This is a genomic window from Aggregatibacter sp. Marseille-P9115 (genome assembly GCF_920939465.1).
Lineage (GTDB): Bacteria > Pseudomonadota > Gammaproteobacteria > Enterobacterales > Pasteurellaceae > Aggregatibacter > Aggregatibacter segnis_B.
In genome coordinates this window covers 1901484-1919154 of record NZ_OV100759.1, presented here as the reverse complement: position 1 = coordinate 1919154, position 17671 = coordinate 1901484, and the positions used below count along the sequence as shown (strand labels likewise).

Genomic DNA, 17671 nt, shown 5'->3' with positions numbered 1-17671 from the left:
GGTATAAGTGACGTAATAAAATGCTGACAGATTCAAAAATCAAATCATTGAAACCCAAAGACAAACTTTACAAAGTCGCCGATAGGGACGGGCTTTATGTGTCCGTTACGCCGACCGGCACCGTAACTTTTCGCTACGACTACCGGATAAACGGCAGACGGGAAACGCTCACTATTGGCAAATATGGTGCAGACGGAATAAATCTATCGGAAGCCCGAGAAAAGCTCATGATTGCGCGAAAACTGGTTAGTGAGGGCATTTCCCCGGCGAGCCAAAAGCGCAACGAGCGAAATAAAATCCGCAATGCCGATCGCTTTTGTGTATTTGCCGAGAAATATCTTGATGACGTGAAACTGGCTGAAAGCACCAAAGCCTTACGTATTGCCACTTATGAGCGCGATATTAAAACCACATTCGGCAATAAACTGATGACGGAAATCACAACTGACGAAATCCGGCGGCACTGTGAAAAAATTAAAGAACGTGGTGCGCCATCTACAGCAATTTTTGTGCGTGATTTAATTGCTAACGTTTACCGCTATGCGATTCAGCGCGGTCATAAGTTCGCAAATCCTGCGGACGAAATAGCAAACTCATCTATTGCTACATTCAAAAAGCGTGAACGCGTTCTAACTCCGAGGGAAATAAAACTCTTCTTTAATACACTTGAAGAAACACAGTCGGATTTTGCGTTGAAAAAAGCTGTGAAATTTATCTTACTCACCATGGTTCGTAAAGGCGAATTGGTTAATGCCACATGGGATGAAGTGGACTTCAAAAATAAAGTGTGGACGATCCCAGCCGAGCGCATGAAAGCCAAACGTGCGCACAATGTGTATTTATCTGAACAAGCTATTGATTTGATCGTAGCATTTCAGATTTATTCGGAAGGTTCACCGTATCTTTTGCCTGGTAGGATTAATCGCAGACAGCCAATAGCAAATAGTTCATTAAACCGCGTGATTGCTAACTGTATTAAATTTATCAATAAAAACGAACAACGAATTGATGATTTCACTGTTCACGATTTACGCCGCACCGGCTCTACTCTACTACATGAAATGGGCTTTAATAGTGATTGGATTGAGAAGAGTTTAGCACATGAGCAACAAGGCGTGCGTGCTGTTTATAATAAAGCGGAATATGCCGAACAACGAAAAGAAATGATGCAACGGTGGGCAGATCAGATTGATGAATGGATAAATGATAATAGTCTCTAAAAAAGACGGCGGAATTACCCGCCGTTTTTGCTAACAATCACAAAATTTCCACCCTTAACCTCTAAGTTATTCATCATTGCCGTTGCGTTGGAGATACGCAAAAACTTAGCATTAGGAGGGCATTTATCATATTTTTGTGATGTCATAACACCAAGCGGAGCTTTATTTTTATCGTAATAGCACGAGTACGGCACTGAACCATTTAGCATACTGATATACTCAAAACCCTCAATGTCAAGGTAATTGGTAATGCTCCACCCAACATAAGGAATATCATTTCCGCCTGCACCCGTATAAATATCGTGTGTAAGCGTAAATGTCAACGCTCTTTCTTGTGCTTTAACTTCAAAATAATCTTGTGGATCAATATCTTTTATCGTCTTAATTTGCGCAATATCATCAGCCACTTTTGCAATGTCGCCCGCGCTATCAACCCCCTTGCTTTTTAACGCCTGGATAATTGCCGGCATAAACGGCTTGGATTTATCCACTGTAATTATTTTTTGCTCTGCGTTACCAGGAGGGATTAATTTAACATGATGCACTGGTTTAGCGCGTAATTTTACTTTGATAACACTCATCATTAATCCACCACAGTTACATCCGGGATTAAAGTAAACTCACCACCGCAAATTGTGCGCACTTTTTCATCTTTGCTTGTAAGTTGTAGATCCCATTGCGCAGATTGCCACTTAACGTTTTCCGTTTTGTCGTGCGATACCGAGACATAAATAATATTACCTTTTATTTTAATCTCACCTGTTGTGCTTGACAGTTTAATAGCATCGCCTTTAGCCGGCTTAATATGTAAATCAATACGATTAACGTCAAGATCTACTGCGCCGTCGTCATCGGAGACATCAAACGCCCAGCCGTCATCATCTCCACGTACCATCTCTAAATCGATAATATCCATGCTTTCCTCAATAAAAAACCCCATAAAGGGGCTTGATTAATCTATTCCGTTGCTTTAATTTTGCCGCCTGCGTAAGTGTAAGGGTTTACATAACCGTAATAAGTTTCCGGCACAAATCCCTCCGGCTGCGGTTCAATTAATTTTTTCAATAAATTTCATTGGATTGCTCCTGATTTTGGATAAAAGAAAACCGCACAATCCTTACGAAAAGTGCGGTGGATTTTTAGGTATTTCACGCAATAAAGTCATCAATACTTTTTACATTTGCAAAACTAATTAACTTAGGTAGCTGTGTGATAATTGGTCCATACACACCTCTAAGAATTTTTAAACTAGTAAAATCAAATGCATTATCCCGACCTACCTTATAGGCATAAGCTGGCAATGCTTCGTCATACAGATGATAATCATTTAATTCCGTGAATGGTGCTGTGTAATTATAGACAAACAATGCGCTTTCATTCAGGTTAAAAGGTATCTGCTCAACTCTTCGTGCCAACCCATTATTTTTACCGTTCTGGTCTTTCAGTTGTAACTCAATTCCTCTGCTTTGCCCTGCAATATGGATATTATTCGCGCCTTTATAATGGCTAATATCTTCCCTTAAATCTAAAGACCCAGCAATCTTCATATAATGAGCAGCACTTTCAAACGCCAAGACCCTCCCGCTGTCCAAATCGTTCTGATTTATGTCACGATAAATTCCAGCATCTTTATTGGATAACTCATATTTATAAACTTCCATTCCATATGCATTGAAATTATCAGAATATTCATCGCGTTGTTGGAATAAATTAAACATAAAGCTCTTTGTTCCAAGTCCCGACAAATCATAGATATATAGGCGAACTTTAAATGGAATTACAGTATTACTTCGAGTCATATTGATAACGGATATAGACAAATCTCCTGTATTTGATTGTCTCCCACCACCCCTATACTCCACCCCGACAAATGTGTCGGGATTAGACATATTACGATAACAAATGCCAATATGGGTGCAATCTTTTGGATTGGTATATGCTTCTATCATCTGTCCTATGCTAGGTAATTTATTAGGCTCAGAAACCATCTTTTGTTCTTTCGATCTCGGAATATAACCCGTTGCTATCATTACCCCCATATAGAACGCATTAAACTCTATCTCATATCTCTGTACTTCCGTTTCATCTAAAATACGCCTATGAGGACGGCGGTAAGAAAATGGGAAAGCGAAAGGGATCTTTTTAACCGGGTTATCCCCATCTAAATCGCCTGGATACTCACTAATATATTCAAAAAGCAGGTTTCTTCTTAACCTTGCTTCCGGGGCCGGACTATGTAAATGTGGTGCGCAATAGATATAGGTCGGACAAGTGCCACCAATCGCTCCTGTTGTTCGTGTCTGTATAACATCCACCACAGCAATACATTTTGGCAATATAAAATCTTCATTTGAAGCATTAAAATCGCCAAATATTCCATATTTAGTAGTACCCATAGAAAACCCTCAAAGGAGAATAGTTGTTACGCGTATCAAAACCAGTCGCATCATCAGTATTCCAGAAAAATCCTTTTACTTTTTTCTGTTCATCATAGATTGGATAAAACTGAACCAATAAAGAGCCATTAGACAACATATTTCTACTAACAAAATAGAACAAATTCTTGTTATAAGGTAAATCATTGATAACAACTTCCCCATCGGGTCTTAAAATATCTACCACCCCAACAAGAGTTATATTGCTAACAACCCCACGGCTATCAAATACAACATTCCCTTTCGTATCGAATGTTTGTAATGCATAATCAATCAATTTCATTACCTCGCTACTTAGCTTTACCAATATTAAGAGCAATACGCCCTTTGCTATCGTAGATGATGATATTTTGATTATCCATATATAACCCCTCATTATGTTTGCTTGATCTAAGCACAAACACCCCACTACGCCCGACTTTTAACTCTCCATCCTTGCCACTAATATCTATTTCTCCGCCAACAAACCGATTACCGATTAGGTCTCCTTTTACGGCAATATCGCCATTCAAAGCCACTTTGTTATCAGCAATCGTAAAAACAGGTTTAACCTGATCGTCTTTGTCATTCTTGACTACAGCGAACTTGTCCGCCATTACAATCACAGAGCTTTCGGCGGTCTTGCCGTCTGTTTCTGCGCCAATCGCAATACCTGCAATCGCCTTGCGGTCTCCTGCAATAGCTTGCGTTTTGATGGTGTGCATTGATGAGACTTTGTCGCCTGCTTCTTTTGCATTTTTTACCGCGCTTTCTGCACTTACTTTCGCGTCATCGGCGGTTTTTTCGATATTGGCTAGATTATCAATTAGTTCTTTATTAAAGGCATCTTTAGTAATCGCACCGTGTAACGCATCAACAAGTTTCTGCGCTGATCGGTCTGTTACGCCCTCTGTTGCTGGGGTAAATTGACCTGTCACGTCCTTGCTAACCATTCGCGCCCAGAACCAATAATGTTCGGCTGCGCCAAGTCCTGTGTAACTATAACTATTGGTCGGATAAGCTAACGTAACCAACTTGCGCGCATTGTCGAATTTGTCCTCCTTGCTTACCCAAAGCTCAATCGCGGCATTTGGTGCGGCAAACAATGGATTTTTCCAATGCAAATCTATGCCAAAAACTTTTGATACGGTAACAAGTTCGCTGATGTTAAAGTTGATGCTAAATGCCTTTGTCGTTGGTTCTGACAACTGACCGGCACTATTTTTGGCTCGGATTTCAGCGATATAATCACCGTCAGGCAGATCGTTAAACGCCAGCGAGGAATTCTCTAAATCATCATAAACATTATAAAGATTGCCGTTCCGATACAATTTAACCTGATATTTCAGCCCCTGCCCGATGAAATTTGCCGGCGGTTGGAAATTCAGCGTAATTGCGCTGCCGTCCGTTGTCACATCAGGATTGGTCGGCGGGATAAGCCCACCTTGATGTAACGTACTTCTCAACGGTTCAAAATTCGCCCCATTGTCCACGATTGCTTCTTTTTGCGGTTCGTGCTGTAACGCAGTGATCGCAAAAGAACCGTCGTTGTTTTCAGCAATGCCAATCGCGCGATAAAGCTGCGTTTTTACTTGCGCGGTGTGTAGCGTCCAATTCGCATTTTCCACCAGTCCAACCGGTTCGCGATCTAAATTCACTCGCTGCTTGTCATCAACACTTAAAATTTTAACGCGAACGATTTCCGCCGCCTCAACTGTGCTTAAATAACCGAGGTAGCTATCAGCAGTGAAATCAATCGGACGATCTAGCGTCACAGTCTTTCCATTAACCGATAGTACACGACCACCTAAATTTGTGTTGGCATAGCGGTTATCTGCCACTTCGATAATATCGCCGGGCAAGTGCGCCATACCCTCACGACCGACGCTGAAAGTTATTGTGCATTGCTCAAGGCGTGAGGTTTCAAGGATCCATTTGCCGTAACGGTGAGCTTGTCCGCGTGACGTGCAGGCAAACGCGGTGATTTTCTTCACATTGTAGCCGTAGCGACGAATTAAATCATCGTCCGCCACATACTCGATCGCCTTTTGATACATATTGCGTTTGTCAGCATATTCCACCTCAACGGCGGTATAAATTGCTTTCTGCGCCACATATTGGCGGGTAAATTTGCCGTCAATCACATTAGATTGCGTATAGGTGCAAACCGGATCAGCTGGGCGGTCTTGTGTAGCGGTCATTTGCTGACCGTTCCAAATCACCATTGCGCGGAACACGCTTGCCATGTCGGAAAGTACTTCGTACGCGCTGCGCTGGTCAGTGATCCAAAGGTTAGCCGTCATGCGCGGTTCTTGCCCGCCGTAGCCGTCCGGCACGAGTTGATCGCAATACTGCGCGATTTGGTAAAGTTGGAATTTATCGACCCCAAAATCACCCAGCCGCTCACCCAAGCCGATTTGTTTATTGGTGACTAAATCGTAAAAGACCCAAGCGGGGTTGTTCGTCCAGTCTTCTTTAAAATCGCCTTTCCAAATGCCGGCGGCATAGGTGCGCGCCACGGGGTCATAATTACTCGGGATCTTGACTAAGCGACCGTGTAGCAGGAAATTGATGTTCGGGAAATTCGGGTTATAACGCGAATCAGTCTTGATGCCCACCAACGCCATATTTGGGTATGACAATTTAGTGTCGATTATTTCCGTATAACTCGCCCAGCTTGTCGCGTTCTGTAATCGTTGACTTTTGCTATCTTCTGTAACGCGCTTAACCGTCACTGTGAACGGCACTTCTGGCAGATTTTCGATAATATAGCTACGGAAAAAGCGTGAAGATGATTTACCCTCAATAGTGTAAGTATTGCGCGGCAAATTATTGATCAATACCTCAAACGTAACGCTTGTTCCGTGCGTATCACCTTGATCGTTTTGGCTAAATAGCGCGCTTACTGCCAGCGTCAAGCGCAAGCGTGACACATCCGGATCGATAACCGTTTTTGTCAACGGGTGCGCGTGCTTAACTTCTGCGTTTACCGGTACTTCTCGCTCGCTTGCTTCAAATCCTTTTAACGGCAACTGATCTTGCGTACCGAGAGTGAATTGAATTTCGGTATTTTTGAAGTTGAAACTATCAGTATCGTTATCATCTTTGCCGTTTTCGTTTTGAATCGGCGTATTGTCAAAATACGTCGTTTTCCATTTGTTCACTGTGCCTTTGATTGGCCCGAGCGAAATCAAGCCAATCGCGCGTAATTTCTGCGCTGATTTCAGCGAATCCGGCGCTTCATACGGTGTATGACCGCCACCACCTTTACTTCCACCACCCATAAACTACCCTTTCTTTAGCGTGTCCATATCATCAAACGTTTCAACGCCCTGCGAAATAAGCACAAGACTTGTCAACATTTCACCGTACAATAGCGGGATCGGTCGCCCCTGCGGCGTGAGATTTTTAATGTTTGAGAATGAAGTACTTTGTTTCTTTTCGCTTTCTTTACCAGTTGCAGCATCCATTGAGGGGATTTGAGTTAATAGGCTCATTGCGCCGGATAAGACCAACGCCGCACCCATAGAAAAAGCCAATGTTGCACCCATTTGCGTTCCCAAATAACCCCACCCCGCCGCACCGCCGGCATACCATGACGCAGCAATTAAAATCACGCCAATAACAATTTGACCAATACCAAGCCCCTTGCCTGCGCCGGCAATAACCGGCGTAAAATGCACCGTGCTTTCCTCGGTGAGCGTCATCTGTGGATTAGTCTTTATCTGTTCTTCCGTCAGGTAACGCTTGCCGATACGCACCTTGTAATAACCTTTGCGCAGGTGTTGTTGCAGTCCGTTAATCTGCGTCAACAAGCCGCTCATTAGCTCGGAAAACGACCGCGCTTCTAATTCAAAGGGGGAATCAATAAATCGTTTAAGATCGCCGTGAAATGTAATTGTCGCCATTGCTTATGTCTCCAAATGCTATGCGTTGATCGCAGCCATGCTCCGTCATACGGCACACGCGCGGATAATCGCCCTACACTATGATGTAGCATTGTTTGATCGCCGAGATAGATGCCGGCATGATTCGGCACGGGGCTACCAATTTTCAACAACACCACATCACCAAGCTGCGCCGGTTCTTCGGTGAGCTTTTCAAACCCCAACCGCACTAAATTTTCTTCAATCAGATTCTGACCGCTTTCAAACCATTCAAAATCATAGCCCGCTGGCGGCTTTGGTCGCCCAAAATCCAAACCAGCCAGCATATAGGCATCTAATACCAACTGCGAGCAGTCTTGGTGATAATTGATAAAATTACGCCCCAGTAACGCCGGCGCAGGTCGAAACTGTAAAATTTCATTATCCACCACCAACCAAAACGCCGTAGCACACCGGGTCTGACACATACGGTCGGCGGTTGATAAATACGGCAGACCGTTCGGGTGGGAGTGAACTAACGCGATAATCTCGCCAATTTCGCTTGCCATAATCCATTCTTCCTGGTCGATCTCGAAATAATTTTCCGGATCGGAAGAAATGTTCGGGCAAGGGTAAAATACTTTTTCGCCGTCTTCCAAAACAACAAAACCGCACATTTCGCGCGGCTCTTGTTTCTTGGCATAATCAAGTATTTCTTTTTTTAATTCATTGGTAATTTCCATAATTAATTGCCGTATTGTGTGGTGGACGGAAATCCGCCAAAAGGTAAAGCGGTATCATTGCCCCAGCGCAATTTACACCCGCGCAGGCAATGCGAACACTTATCTTTTTTCGCGTCTGTTGTCGGCTTATCGAACTCGTCAGCAACCGGCGGACCGGTATAGCCACATTCCGCGCTGCGATAACGCCAAATGCAGGTGTCGGACGTGATCATCAAAATAGGTATGCGCGCGTTATCCGTTTCCGCAGGTAAAGCAAGCTCAAACGTCGCCACGTCATCAGTTAATGATTTCAACTGCTCGATAATGTAGTAACTAATTGATTCCTGCGTCGGATCGGCTTTCGCATTCCCGCCGTCAAAATTCTTAGCATCAAGAAATTGCGCATACACCAAGCGCCGCGTAACCTTTGCGCCCAATCCCTGCCCGAAATCTTCGGCAAGAGCGGTAACAATCCCGTACATATTCGAGATAGTCAAAGTCGGGCGGTTACTTGGACCTTGTCCGGATAATTCAAAGCCGTCAGCGCTGATCGGATAGGCTTGATATTCATTGCCCTGCCAAAATACGTTTTGATGGCCTTGATTTACGCCGTTATGGAACCGCAATAACTCGCCTTTTTGCGCAGGATTGCTCGCGCTGTGAATGTGCCGCAAGTCAATTTCCCATAGTTCAATTAGCGCGCCCTGCTCAAGTTTCGGTAATTCTTGTCGCATATCGCGCGGTATTGGCTTTGGCATTACACCACCTCTTCAAAGCTGCAACTAAATTCAGTGTGCGTCTTCCCGACGGTTTTACTCCATTCGGGACAAACTACCTTGATCAACTGGTTATCATTGGCTTTTTCGCGAAATAAAAAGGCGGTTACGCCGCCTTTATTTCTTAAAAATCTGTCAAAATCGACCGCGCTTTTATGCTGAACTTTGAAAGTCAGCGAATATTTGCGCAATAATGGATTTAATCCGTCCACCATACGCTGTTCGTAACCGTCGCCGAACTTATTCACTTTCCGGCGCGGTTCGTTTTTGACTGTGTAACCCGGTTTCGGGCAGTAAGGCAAAATATCAAGTGCCATTTATTACCTCATTCATTACGTCCGATTAAACGACCCACCACTACGCATATCTTCGCGCTGATTTTTGCGATAGCGCATATCCGCAATGCGATCCATTTGCCGCATAAGCTCAACGGTAATTTGCAATTCATCGCCGTTTTGCTCGCTACTCACGCTGGCGGAAACTGGTTCGCCGTTGTTGATCACTTTCACGGTGATGTTACCGCTACTCCGGCCGATGTTTCCGCCATAGTTAGGCAATTCAGGCACGCTTACACCGCCACCATTAGCAAAGCCACGACGCTGAGCGCCGTAGTTAAGCTGATCTAAAAAGCCACGTCCCAAACGGCTCGTGGCTTCTTTTGTGATGACGTACTCTCCTCGGTGGACAATACCAGCAGGCGCATACTTCCCGCCGTCGCCAGTATAACCACCGCCAGCAAATCCGACGCTCATAATCTGCGAAATAACATTCGCGCCCGCTGCCGCCACCGCTGCCATATTTGCAAATTTTTGAGCAGGAGTAAGTGCGGTTGTATCTGCCATCGCTTGTGCGACCGCTTGAGATAGTTTAACCGTAGCTTCTGCAATAGCGAACGCTTTTGATACCGCAAACATCGCTTTATAAGCGGCGGATTGTTTCCCTGCCGACTGTTCAACAGCAGATGCCAAATTACCAAATGCACCGCCTAAATCGTTCAGACCTGTGGCGTATTGTCCCATTTCGCGTTGGAACTCGTCATTTTTGTATTTATCGATGATCTGTTGTCTGCGTTGCTGATACTCTTCTTCGGTAATCAGTTTCTGCTCGTTAAATGCTTGCAACTGCGCCAATTCTTCCGCTTGTTTGTTTCGCGTTTCCTGTTGAGGGTCGTAGATTGCCCGTAGTTTGCTTAATGGATCAACTGCCTGTTGAGAAATCTGCTGTGCGTAATTAAATTGCATTTGCTGAGCAGCTTTTCTTGCTTCGTCAGCATTTAATTGACCGGCGGACCGCAATTCTTCAATACTGCCTAAATCTTCCGTAAGGTTTGATTTAAGCAGTTTTTCAGGCGCATATTTGCCAGCGAGTTCAAGACGCTGTTTCGCAAAACGTTCTGTAATTGCCGTCTTCGCTGTTTCATACTCTTGGTGAGACACAACCCCTTTGCGCATATGTTCATCGAGACGCTGAAACATCCGCACTTCTTCAAGGTTAATTTCGCCTAGAGTTGATGACGATTTCTTGCGAATTTCATCGTAAAAGTTAAGCCAATTTTCACGAGCATTATCTGACGACTTATTCTTTTTGAGACTTGTTTCAATGGTGGCTACCTTAGTATCTGTATCAAATAACCCTTCAATCTTTTTACCCATGTCTAGCATGGTTTGTAATTGTTCGGCGGATAAGTTGATCGCAGTTGCGGCTGCCTGTGCGGCCGCTACGTCACCATTGGCAATAGCATTAAGAACCTTTGAGTATTCAGCACCTTTAACACCAAGTACTTCATAAAGACCTGCCAACACATAAGATGCCTTAGCATGACCTTTATTTTTAAGCTCTAACACCTCTAATTTGGCGCGTAAATCATCAGATTTTTTAGTTAGCTCGCTTTGAGCTTTCGCGAGATCGATAACGGCAGCCGTAGCCTGATTAGCGCTATCCTTATTTTTATCAATGCCATTTTTTACATCGGCGATAATTTGACCGGCTTTTTCTGCGCCAACATTAAATACAGATAATTTTTTGTGAATATCATCTAACGACTTGCCATTATTCAGCATGGACTGTACAAGTGCGCGTAGTTGATTATCAAATGCCTGATTTTTAGCCGACGCAACTTCCAAGCCGCTTTTATATTTTGCCGACGCTTCTTCTACTTCCTGCGCAGTTGAAGCAAACCAACCGCCGCGACGATGACTAAACTCGGTCGAGATCATCGTAGAACCCAATTTTTTGAGCTGCTCTTCTTGCTCTTTCATCGCTTCGATTTGCTCAAAAATCTTGGTTGTCAGTACAGCTTCGCTCAATCCCTCATAGCTTTCTTTCAGTTGCTCGTTAGCGGCAGCGGTATCAATCGCTTTTTTACGCGCTTCTTCCGCCTGAGAGTGAAAATATAACAATGCGCTGGCGGCAATAGTCACCGCACCGGCAGGACCACCGAGCAGCCCCATAACGCCCCGCAAACCAGCCGCCGCTGCGCTGGCAAGTCTGTTTGCCGTTGCTAAATTTTGTTTTGCTGTCGCTTCCGCTTTCGTCAGTGCAATAATCTGTGCTGCCTGCGCTTTCATCTGTTCACGCAACGCAAATCGCGTTTTTTCAGATTGGGCGACCTGTAACTGTGCAGCCAAAGAAGCCATTTCTGTTTGAGCCGCTACCCGTAGGGCAGTGGCTTTAGCATAGAGGGCTTTCGCTTCGTTGTAATGTGACAACGTGTTTTTCGCACTTGCGACACCGGTTTGTACAAGTTTTGCGGAATAATTACCGAGTTGCCCAACCGCCAAGGCGCCAGCAAATAACGTCGCCATTTTAATGGCATCCTCCAAATTCGCCGCCAAGAACTCTATGCTATTCGCTATACCGGTAGTAACCCCGGTGGCGCTATCAAAACGCCCGATCATTTGGATAAATGACGTTTCAAAATTGGTCATCGCGCCGGAAACTGACTTAATGCGATTAGCAAAATCATCATCGACCTGCGCCTTGACCTTTTTTAACGCTTCAACAACCTGCGGAATATCTAATTTACCAGCGGCGCCCATTTGTTTAAGTTCGCCGGTCGTAACACCCAAACCTTTCGCGATTGAGTCCGCAAGTCCGGGGATTTGTTGTATTACAGAATTAAGATCTTGCCCTTTTAACGTTCCTGTCGCTAATGCTTGCCCAAATTGAACTAAACCCGCTTCAGCTTGCGCGGCAGTTGAACCTGACATTGCAACGGATTTTGTTACTGTTTCAGTCAACGCAGCTACATCAGCTTGGCTTAGTTTTAATTTTTCGGCATTTTGCGCAAATTTTTGATAAACAAGAGATGTCGCACTTACAGCCTGATTAGTTCGCAGGGAAATGTCAAAAACAGTCTGTGTCGCCAAAGCAAGTTGAGCATTGCCATTTGTTGATAGTTTTAGTCGATTGGTTAATTCTGTGTTTGCGTCAGCATACTGGATAAATGCCTTAATTGAACTCGTCAGAGAATCTTTAAATAATAAAAAATTAGTTAATTTGCTGGAGTTGTTAAGCGCAGTCATCGCCGAATCGATGTTTTCCAAATAACCCTTGGTTTTGGTCGAAAATGTCTGCGCGCGTTGCTGCGCCTTTGATAATGAATTTTGAAAATTGACTTGATCTAACGTTAGCTGAATATTCAGCGATCCCAATGTGCCGGCCATAAATAAACCCCATAAAAAAAGCACTCCGAAGAGTGCTTTTCTAAAAAGATAAAACTAATTACGAATTACTCGGTTTAAACCATTCAATCAACCCAAAAACAACAGATACAGCAACGATGATTGCGATATATTGGAAACCACCCCACGCAAAACCGTCTGACAGGATAGAACCAAGAGCATAAAGCGCTAAAATTGGAGCAACTACAAATATAGCGATCATTTTAATCATCCAAATAAAAATTGTTCCCATAGTTCCTCCTTTGTTCATATCTGTACTGTACAAAATTACCGTACTTTATTCAAGGGATTACTACGAAATAATTGTTTATTTACTGCAATTCTTACATCGGTAGCAATCTTGGTCTGCGCCAAGGACCTAAACTAATCCGGTAGATATTGTCTTGATCTTTCTTAATGTGTTGCACCTCTACCGCGGGGTCCCACGAACCTGAGCATAGTCCTCTGCCGTATGGGTCAGAAATTACCGCAAATTTATGATCACCCTCGGGGATATAAAAATCAGCTTTTTCTGCTGTGTCAAAACGGGCAAGCAAAGTTTGTTTATACATCACACCGAGATAACAACCACCGCCTTGAAACCCCTCGTCACGAATAATCGTAACTTTCGCGTAATCAGGATTAGGCTCTCCATAAGCCATAATTCTTTCCTGTGGGACTGGTTTTGCCTTTTGAATAACAACAGGAGAAGAACCGCACGCAGTTAACAATAATGCCGAAGATAATACCAATAATAATTTTTTCATAAAAAGACTTAAAATAAGTAAATGAGCGGTCATTCTACATAAAAATAACTCCATAATCTGTGAGGTAGATCATATTTGTTTATTATTACCGATTGGCTAAATATCTTTCCGAGCCGTCATCTTCATCATCTTCGACTTGCGCTACTTTATCTTTATAAAATGGCATAAAATCGACAATCTCAGGCGGCTTCTTATTCGGATCGCTGTTGACCATAGCCAATATGTGCGCGATTTGTGCTGTGCGGTAATCCTCGCGCCAAAGCCCGAAAGGTTGATCCCGATAAAACAACTGATACTCCATGAAATGTTTTTCTGGCATCAGCTCAATTTCAGATAATGTTTTCCCCAGCGCCAAAGATAAAACTATTTGGAATCTTCGACGCTCGGTGAGTTTTTTGCTTCAAATTCAACAATCGCTTTACTGAAATCTTCAAATACGGCTTTATCTAATTTGGAGATTTGCTCTAAGTCTTCGATATTGTCCGGATCGAATAAATTATTTCCGTTTTCGTCACAAATTCGTGTAGCGAAAGTGCGTGCGATTTGATAAGGGTCGTGGATTTTTGATAACTGCTTGGATAATTTTTCTTCATCGCTGAAATCTAATTCAATACCTTGTTCTTCCGCGATTTTGAATAAGATTTGTTGCTGCCCGTAGATCGCTTTATTTGTTTCGCCAATGTTAAATTCGCGCACATAACAATCGGTCCCGTTAATAACGCATTTTTTTACTCTTGGTTTGTTCGCTAAAAGCTGTTCGCGTAGATTCATTGTGATATTCCTTGATTTGAGATAAAAAATGACCGCACTTTTTACGGCGCGGTCGCGTTGATTAAGCAGTTACCGGTAAATGGTAATCGCGTTTTGCTTTCTTGATTGTGACGCCCGATTCAAACTTACCTTTAGTCTCACCGGAGTAATTCGGCGAAGTTTGAATAAAGCCGGTGCCGTAAAGCGAGCCTTGCTGATTACGCAAAATCATCATGTAAGGGAATGTTTCCTTGGCAAAGAATTTTTTGCGTAAATCCCGTTGCATTGGAGTGTCAGGGGCATAAAAGAAAGTGAGTTTCACCGAACCGTACTCAATTTCGCCCGCTTCAGTTTCAGTACCCTCACTACACATTGTTGTGATGTCTTCTTCCGTGAGCGTGTCACCGTCGCCCTCAATCTGCTTGATCGCACAGAAATTGGAGGACCATTTAACCACCGCCACTTTTGCCGCGCTGAAGTCTGTTGGCTTATCTTGTGATGTCCAATCCACTTCATCGGCAAAAGTAATTGTGTCGGCCGCAACGGATTTAACCGGGAAATAACCGTCAAGCGAACCAAGACCGGTAATTTTGACAAAATCACCCGCTTTCGCACCATGACCTGTTGCGGTAATTGTCGCGGTTGGTGTTACCGTGCAGGCGGTAATGGCTTTTTCGGTGGTTAAACCAACGCCGATATAAAATTTTGTCCCCTGAAACGGGGTTGTTTGTGTTGCCATGTTTTATTCTCCATAAGCAATTTGATAATTGATTACGCGACGATGTAGCTTTGTATCCGCTTCATAATCGCTAAAATCATTCATGCGCTCCGCAAAATCGAACGCCGCCGAAAGTGCGGTAAAAATCTGTTTGCGCAGGCTAAAAATGTCATCAGGATTTGGGCTGTAAATGTCAATCTGCACCTGATAATCATCAAGATCGCCATCTTCCAACGCCGAATTTGGCGAGATGTTCGGGAATTGATACACAATCACCGGGAAAGCCTTGTTTGTTTCTGGAATCAGCCAATAAAAACAACGCCCCGACACCAAAGGCGACAGGGCGCTAAAAAGTTTCTTCTGGATCATGTCATTTGCCAGCCTCCGCAATTATTTCTTGTTGCAGTGTGTCAATGATGGCTTGCGCCGCCTGTTCCTTCGATTGCTGAAAGGCGGGTCGCATAAACGGTCGCGCGGGCATTTTAGATGTGCCAAATTCAAGATAACGCCAGTAAAACGGATCGCGCGGATTGTACGCACTGGATTTACCGCTTTTTTCTTTGAATTTCAGCACTTGCTTGGTCGAAATCCCCTTTACCCAAACATAGGCGTCAGTTCTGCCATTTTTGCCGACTTTCGTACGGCTTTGAATGGATTTCCTTAATGTACCTGCACGTCTGTGCGGCACGCTTTCTTTCAAGACTGGTGCGAGCGAACGCGCTTTGTCACGCACAATTGCACCGCCTTTACGCATTGCTTTAACGGCAATACGGTTAGAAGTCTTTCGCCCAAGGCTTTGCATTGCTTTTTGCAACTCTTTCAAGCCCTCAACACGGACCGTTACGCTACCCATTAATCACCTCTTTACACATGAGCTGCAACGATACATTGCGCTCCTGCGTATTGAGTACCGACACAATCTCTAAAACACGCTTACCGAACTTAACCCGCATTGTCGGCATAATTCCGTCAAGATAACGTAGCCAAATTTGCGTAGTGACTTCCGACTGCACTTGTTGAGCCGAAAAATACTCGCGCCCAGACAGCGGACGCACATCGGCCCAAACGGTCGCAACGTTTTTCCACATCGTCACCGCCGCGCCGTAGTCGTTTACGGTATTGACCTGCTTCTGCAATGTGATTCGATGCCGTAATTTTCCGATGTTCATATGTGTATAAACCGATAACGTTCAATGATTAGCCTTACAGTCGGCGGTAAATCAAAATTGCTCACGCCCTGCCCTTCATTCCATCCACCACGATTTTCAAACATATATGCCACCAACATTAAGATCGCTATTTTCAGATCTCCAGTGATCTCTTGAGCGTTATCAGGTGGGTCATCCGGTAGCGTTTCGTAAAGTTTTCGGTTGGTATAGTTTTCAATCGTTGCGATTGCGGCGGCGAGGTAAACCTCTAACAATTCATCTTGCCCGTCGTCATCAATTCGGCACTGCGACTTAATTTCATCAAGTGTGATTCTCATCACGCCCCCAAAATAAAAAAAGTGCGATCGAAATTAACCGCACTTTATTAATTATTTACCGGTTAAGGCTTTAATCGCTGATGTGTCCTCAAGCACGCAGTCAAAGCGATGGAACGCTAAGAATGCGGTCTGATCGAATTCGGCGTAGCGCTCAACCAAGCGTTTTAATGTCATGTAAGCTACACGACGCACCACAAAGCGGTTAAAGTCGCCGAAATAGATAAATTTCGCGTCTTTAGCAATGTCCGCAATGCCTTGATCGATAACGTATTGCTTACCAAGAATGGTAGATGGTGCCACGCCCGCAACATCAGGCAACCATAACGGGCGATTTTGACCGTCCACCATCTCTTTTAAGAGTTTTAAGGTGTTGTCGTTAAACGCCAATCGGGAGTTACCCACGTTACGGTAAGCTGGATCAAGAGAGTGCAATAACGCATTAACATCTAACCAGTCAACTTTACCCGCTGTTTTGGCTTGAGTTGTGCCTGTCACGCTTGCCGCTAAGCCTTTCGGCTGCGCTGGAGTACCTGCGCCGGTACCTTGGATCAGATATTTAGCTTCAGCGCGCCCGATACGTTGAGCGATACGGTCAGCTAAATAAGATTCGATGTTGATTGCGCTATCTTGCAATAATTCATTCGATACGCGGATGATTTTGGACGATAGTTTTTTTGCACCAAGATTAGCGATACCAAATAATGTATCTGCTTCGGTGGCAGCGGTGTTTTCGCCGATTAACTCACCCTCTTCGGTTGTGCCGTCAGCAGTGATCCATTCGATTGTACGACCGTCAGAGGTTGTCAAAATCTGCGCCACGGACGCGATACCGCCATAGGCTTTCATCTGCTCAACAATTCGTGCTTGCATTTCTTTCGGCACGGTATAACCGCCGTGATCGTTCACGCCTACGCCTTGGGCGCGCATTTCGTTTAATGCTTGGCGTTCTTCCGGCGTTAAATTGGTAAGACCGTTACGTAAAAATGCGCTAAACGCCTGACCGCGACGCTCATCAACGGATAAAGTTTTTTCACCGTCTTTTTGGGCGCGTTTTTCAGCTTCCGCAGCTTCTTGTTCTTTGACGAATTTTTCATCCATCGAACGAAGTTCTTCTTCACGCGAAATTACGGCATCTACTCCGTCCAATTCGGCTTTCATTTTGTTCCATTCGGTGCGTTGCTCGTCAGTCCAGGCGTTATCACCAATTTTGTCGTGTAATGTGCGCATTTGCGCGGCAATATTGCGACGTTTTTCTTGTAGCTCATGTAATTTAGCCATTATGTTTTCCTC

At 44.2% G+C, this 17671-nt stretch carries 21 protein-coding genes; 1 reads left to right on the top strand and 20 read right to left on the bottom strand.

The genetic code is table 11. The features are described from left to right. The first annotated feature begins 20 nt into the window (after positions 1-20). Entirely contained in the window at positions 21-1220 is a 1200-nt protein-coding gene (locus tag LQ983_RS09255; protein ID WP_230622469.1) for a site-specific integrase, read from the top strand. Between the two features lie 14 nt (positions 1221-1234). Here LQ983_RS09255 and LQ983_RS09250 read toward each other — a convergent pair whose 3' ends face one another. The 20 genes from LQ983_RS09250 to LQ983_RS09155 form a co-directional block, all read right to left on the bottom strand. Then, complete coding sequence (locus tag LQ983_RS09250; protein ID WP_230622468.1) at positions 1235-1804, bottom strand: hypothetical protein; 570 nt, start codon at positions 1802-1804, stop codon at positions 1235-1237. Further along, complete coding sequence (locus tag LQ983_RS09245) at positions 1804-2136, bottom strand: hypothetical protein (protein ID WP_230622467.1); 333 nt, start codon at positions 2134-2136, stop codon at positions 1804-1806. Before LQ983_RS09245 ends, LQ983_RS09250 begins: the two co-directional genes overlap by 1 nt. 232 nt (positions 2137-2368) lie before the next feature. Further along, complete coding sequence (locus tag LQ983_RS09240; RefSeq protein ID WP_230622466.1) at positions 2369-3616, bottom strand: hypothetical protein; 1248 nt, start codon at positions 3614-3616, stop codon at positions 2369-2371. Continuing rightward, positions 3603-3938, bottom strand: coding sequence for a hypothetical protein (locus LQ983_RS09235; RefSeq protein WP_230622465.1), 336 nt, complete (start codon positions 3936-3938; stop codon positions 3603-3605). Before LQ983_RS09235 ends, LQ983_RS09240 begins: the two co-directional genes overlap by 14 nt. A gap of 7 nt (positions 3939-3945) precedes the next feature. Beyond that, entirely contained in the window at positions 3946-6918 is a 2973-nt protein-coding gene (locus tag LQ983_RS09230) for a host specificity protein J (protein WP_230622464.1), read from the bottom strand. A 3-nt stretch (positions 6919-6921) separates the two neighbouring features. Continuing rightward, a complete protein-coding gene (locus LQ983_RS09225; RefSeq protein WP_230622463.1) occupies positions 6922-7458 on the bottom strand; it encodes a tail assembly protein in 537 nt (178 codons plus the stop codon). A 23-nt stretch (positions 7459-7481) separates the two neighbouring features. Then, positions 7482-8243, bottom strand: coding sequence for a C40 family peptidase (locus tag LQ983_RS09220; RefSeq protein ID WP_230622462.1), 762 nt, complete (start codon positions 8241-8243; stop codon positions 7482-7484). 2 nt (positions 8244-8245) lie between these two features. Continuing rightward, positions 8246-8980 carry a phage minor tail protein L gene (locus LQ983_RS09215; RefSeq protein WP_230622461.1) on the bottom strand — a complete coding sequence of 245 codons (735 nt, stop codon included), beginning with the start codon at positions 8978-8980 and terminating at the stop codon, positions 8246-8248. After that, positions 8980-9315, bottom strand: a complete 336-nt coding sequence (locus LQ983_RS09210; protein WP_230622460.1) for a phage tail protein — start codon at positions 9313-9315, stop codon at positions 8980-8982. Before LQ983_RS09210 ends, LQ983_RS09215 begins: the two co-directional genes overlap by 1 nt. A gap of 15 nt (positions 9316-9330) precedes the next feature. Beyond that, positions 9331-12663: a tape measure protein gene (locus LQ983_RS09205; protein ID WP_230622459.1), complete on the bottom strand. Its 3333-nt coding sequence runs from the start codon at positions 12661-12663 to the stop codon at positions 9331-9333. A gap of 58 nt (positions 12664-12721) precedes the next feature. After that, on the bottom strand, positions 12722-12913 hold the full coding sequence (locus LQ983_RS09200; RefSeq protein ID WP_230622458.1) for a hypothetical protein: 192 nt from the start codon (positions 12911-12913) through the stop codon (positions 12722-12724). Positions 12914-13004: 91 nt separating this feature from the next. Next, on the bottom strand, positions 13005-13427 hold the full coding sequence (locus LQ983_RS09195; RefSeq protein WP_230622457.1) for a hypothetical protein: 423 nt from the start codon (positions 13425-13427) through the stop codon (positions 13005-13007). Between the two features lie 85 nt (positions 13428-13512). Further along, on the bottom strand, positions 13513-13746 hold the full coding sequence (locus tag LQ983_RS09190) for a DUF4035 domain-containing protein (protein ID WP_230622642.1): 234 nt from the start codon (positions 13744-13746) through the stop codon (positions 13513-13515). Positions 13747-13790: 44 nt separating this feature from the next. After that, positions 13791-14198: a hypothetical protein gene (locus LQ983_RS09185; RefSeq protein ID WP_012771356.1), complete on the bottom strand. Its 408-nt coding sequence runs from the start codon at positions 14196-14198 to the stop codon at positions 13791-13793. A gap of 61 nt (positions 14199-14259) precedes the next feature. Beyond that, entirely contained in the window at positions 14260-14916 is a 657-nt protein-coding gene (locus LQ983_RS09180) for a hypothetical protein (protein WP_230622456.1), read from the bottom strand. 3 nt (positions 14917-14919) lie between these two features. Further along, on the bottom strand, positions 14920-15264 hold the full coding sequence (locus tag LQ983_RS09175; protein WP_230622455.1) for a DUF3168 domain-containing protein: 345 nt from the start codon (positions 15262-15264) through the stop codon (positions 14920-14922). A gap of 1 nt (position 15265) precedes the next feature. After that, positions 15266-15748 (bottom strand): HK97-gp10 family putative phage morphogenesis protein, encoded by a 483-nt coding sequence (locus LQ983_RS09170; protein WP_230622454.1) that lies wholly within the window; start codon positions 15746-15748, stop codon positions 15266-15268. Next, positions 15741-16064 (bottom strand): phage head closure protein, encoded by a 324-nt coding sequence (locus tag LQ983_RS09165; RefSeq protein ID WP_230622453.1) that lies wholly within the window; start codon positions 16062-16064, stop codon positions 15741-15743. Before LQ983_RS09165 ends, LQ983_RS09170 begins: the two co-directional genes overlap by 8 nt. Beyond that, complete coding sequence (locus LQ983_RS09160) at positions 16061-16381, bottom strand: head-tail connector protein (RefSeq protein ID WP_230622641.1); 321 nt, start codon at positions 16379-16381, stop codon at positions 16061-16063. Before LQ983_RS09160 ends, LQ983_RS09165 begins: the two co-directional genes overlap by 4 nt. Positions 16382-16432: 51 nt before the next feature. Further along, positions 16433-17659, bottom strand: coding sequence for a phage major capsid protein (locus tag LQ983_RS09155; protein ID WP_230622452.1), 1227 nt, complete (start codon positions 17657-17659; stop codon positions 16433-16435). Positions 17660-17671 lie beyond the last annotated feature (12 nt).

Bases quoted from the DNA above. Each gene is read 5' to 3' on its own strand.
- LQ983_RS09235 (WP_230622465.1), bottom strand. From the start codon at position 3,938: ATGAAATTGATTGATTATGCATTACAAACATTCGATACGAAAGGGAAT.
- LQ983_RS09165 (WP_230622453.1), bottom strand. From the start codon at position 16,064: ATGAACATCGGAAAATTACGGCATCGAATCACATTGCAGAAGCAGGTC.
- LQ983_RS09220 (WP_230622462.1), bottom strand. From the start codon at position 8,243: ATGGAAATTACCAATGAATTAAAAAAAGAAATACTTGATTATGCCAAG.
- LQ983_RS09245 (WP_230622467.1), bottom strand. From the start codon at position 2,136: ATGGATATTATCGATTTAGAGATGGTACGTGGAGATGATGACGGCTGG.
- LQ983_RS09210 (WP_230622460.1), bottom strand. From the start codon at position 9,315: ATGGCACTTGATATTTTGCCTTACTGCCCGAAACCGGGTTACACAGTC.
- LQ983_RS09215 (WP_230622461.1), bottom strand. From the start codon at position 8,980: ATGCCAAAGCCAATACCGCGCGATATGCGACAAGAATTACCGAAACTT.
- LQ983_RS09170 (WP_230622454.1), bottom strand. From the start codon at position 15,748: ATGGGTAGCGTAACGGTCCGTGTTGAGGGCTTGAAAGAGTTGCAAAAA.
- LQ983_RS09155 (WP_230622452.1), bottom strand. From the start codon at position 17,659: ATGGCTAAATTACATGAGCTACAAGAAAAACGTCGCAATATTGCCGCG.
- LQ983_RS09160 (WP_230622641.1), bottom strand. From the start codon at position 16,381: ATGAGAATCACACTTGATGAAATTAAGTCGCAGTGCCGAATTGATGAC.
- LQ983_RS09230 (WP_230622464.1), bottom strand. From the start codon at position 6,918: ATGGGTGGTGGAAGTAAAGGTGGTGGCGGTCATACACCGTATGAAGCG.
- LQ983_RS09195 (WP_230622457.1), bottom strand. From the start codon at position 13,427: ATGAAAAAATTATTATTGGTATTATCTTCGGCATTATTGTTAACTGCG.
- LQ983_RS09255 (WP_230622469.1), top strand. From the start codon at position 21: ATGCTGACAGATTCAAAAATCAAATCATTGAAACCCAAAGACAAACTT.
- LQ983_RS09205 (WP_230622459.1), bottom strand. From the start codon at position 12,663: ATGGCCGGCACATTGGGATCGCTGAATATTCAGCTAACGTTAGATCAA.
- LQ983_RS09180 (WP_230622456.1), bottom strand. From the start codon at position 14,916: ATGGCAACACAAACAACCCCGTTTCAGGGGACAAAATTTTATATCGGC.
- LQ983_RS09190 (WP_230622642.1), bottom strand. From the start codon at position 13,746: ATGCCAGAAAAACATTTCATGGAGTATCAGTTGTTTTATCGGGATCAA.
- LQ983_RS09185 (WP_012771356.1), bottom strand. From the start codon at position 14,198: ATGAATCTACGCGAACAGCTTTTAGCGAACAAACCAAGAGTAAAAAAA.
- LQ983_RS09225 (WP_230622463.1), bottom strand. From the start codon at position 7,458: ATGAGCGGCTTGTTGACGCAGATTAACGGACTGCAACAACACCTGCGC.
- LQ983_RS09175 (WP_230622455.1), bottom strand. From the start codon at position 15,264: ATGATCCAGAAGAAACTTTTTAGCGCCCTGTCGCCTTTGGTGTCGGGG.
- LQ983_RS09240 (WP_230622466.1), bottom strand. From the start codon at position 3,616: ATGGGTACTACTAAATATGGAATATTTGGCGATTTTAATGCTTCAAAT.
- LQ983_RS09200 (WP_230622458.1), bottom strand. From the start codon at position 12,913: ATGGGAACAATTTTTATTTGGATGATTAAAATGATCGCTATATTTGTA.
- LQ983_RS09250 (WP_230622468.1), bottom strand. From the start codon at position 1,804: ATGATGAGTGTTATCAAAGTAAAATTACGCGCTAAACCAGTGCATCAT.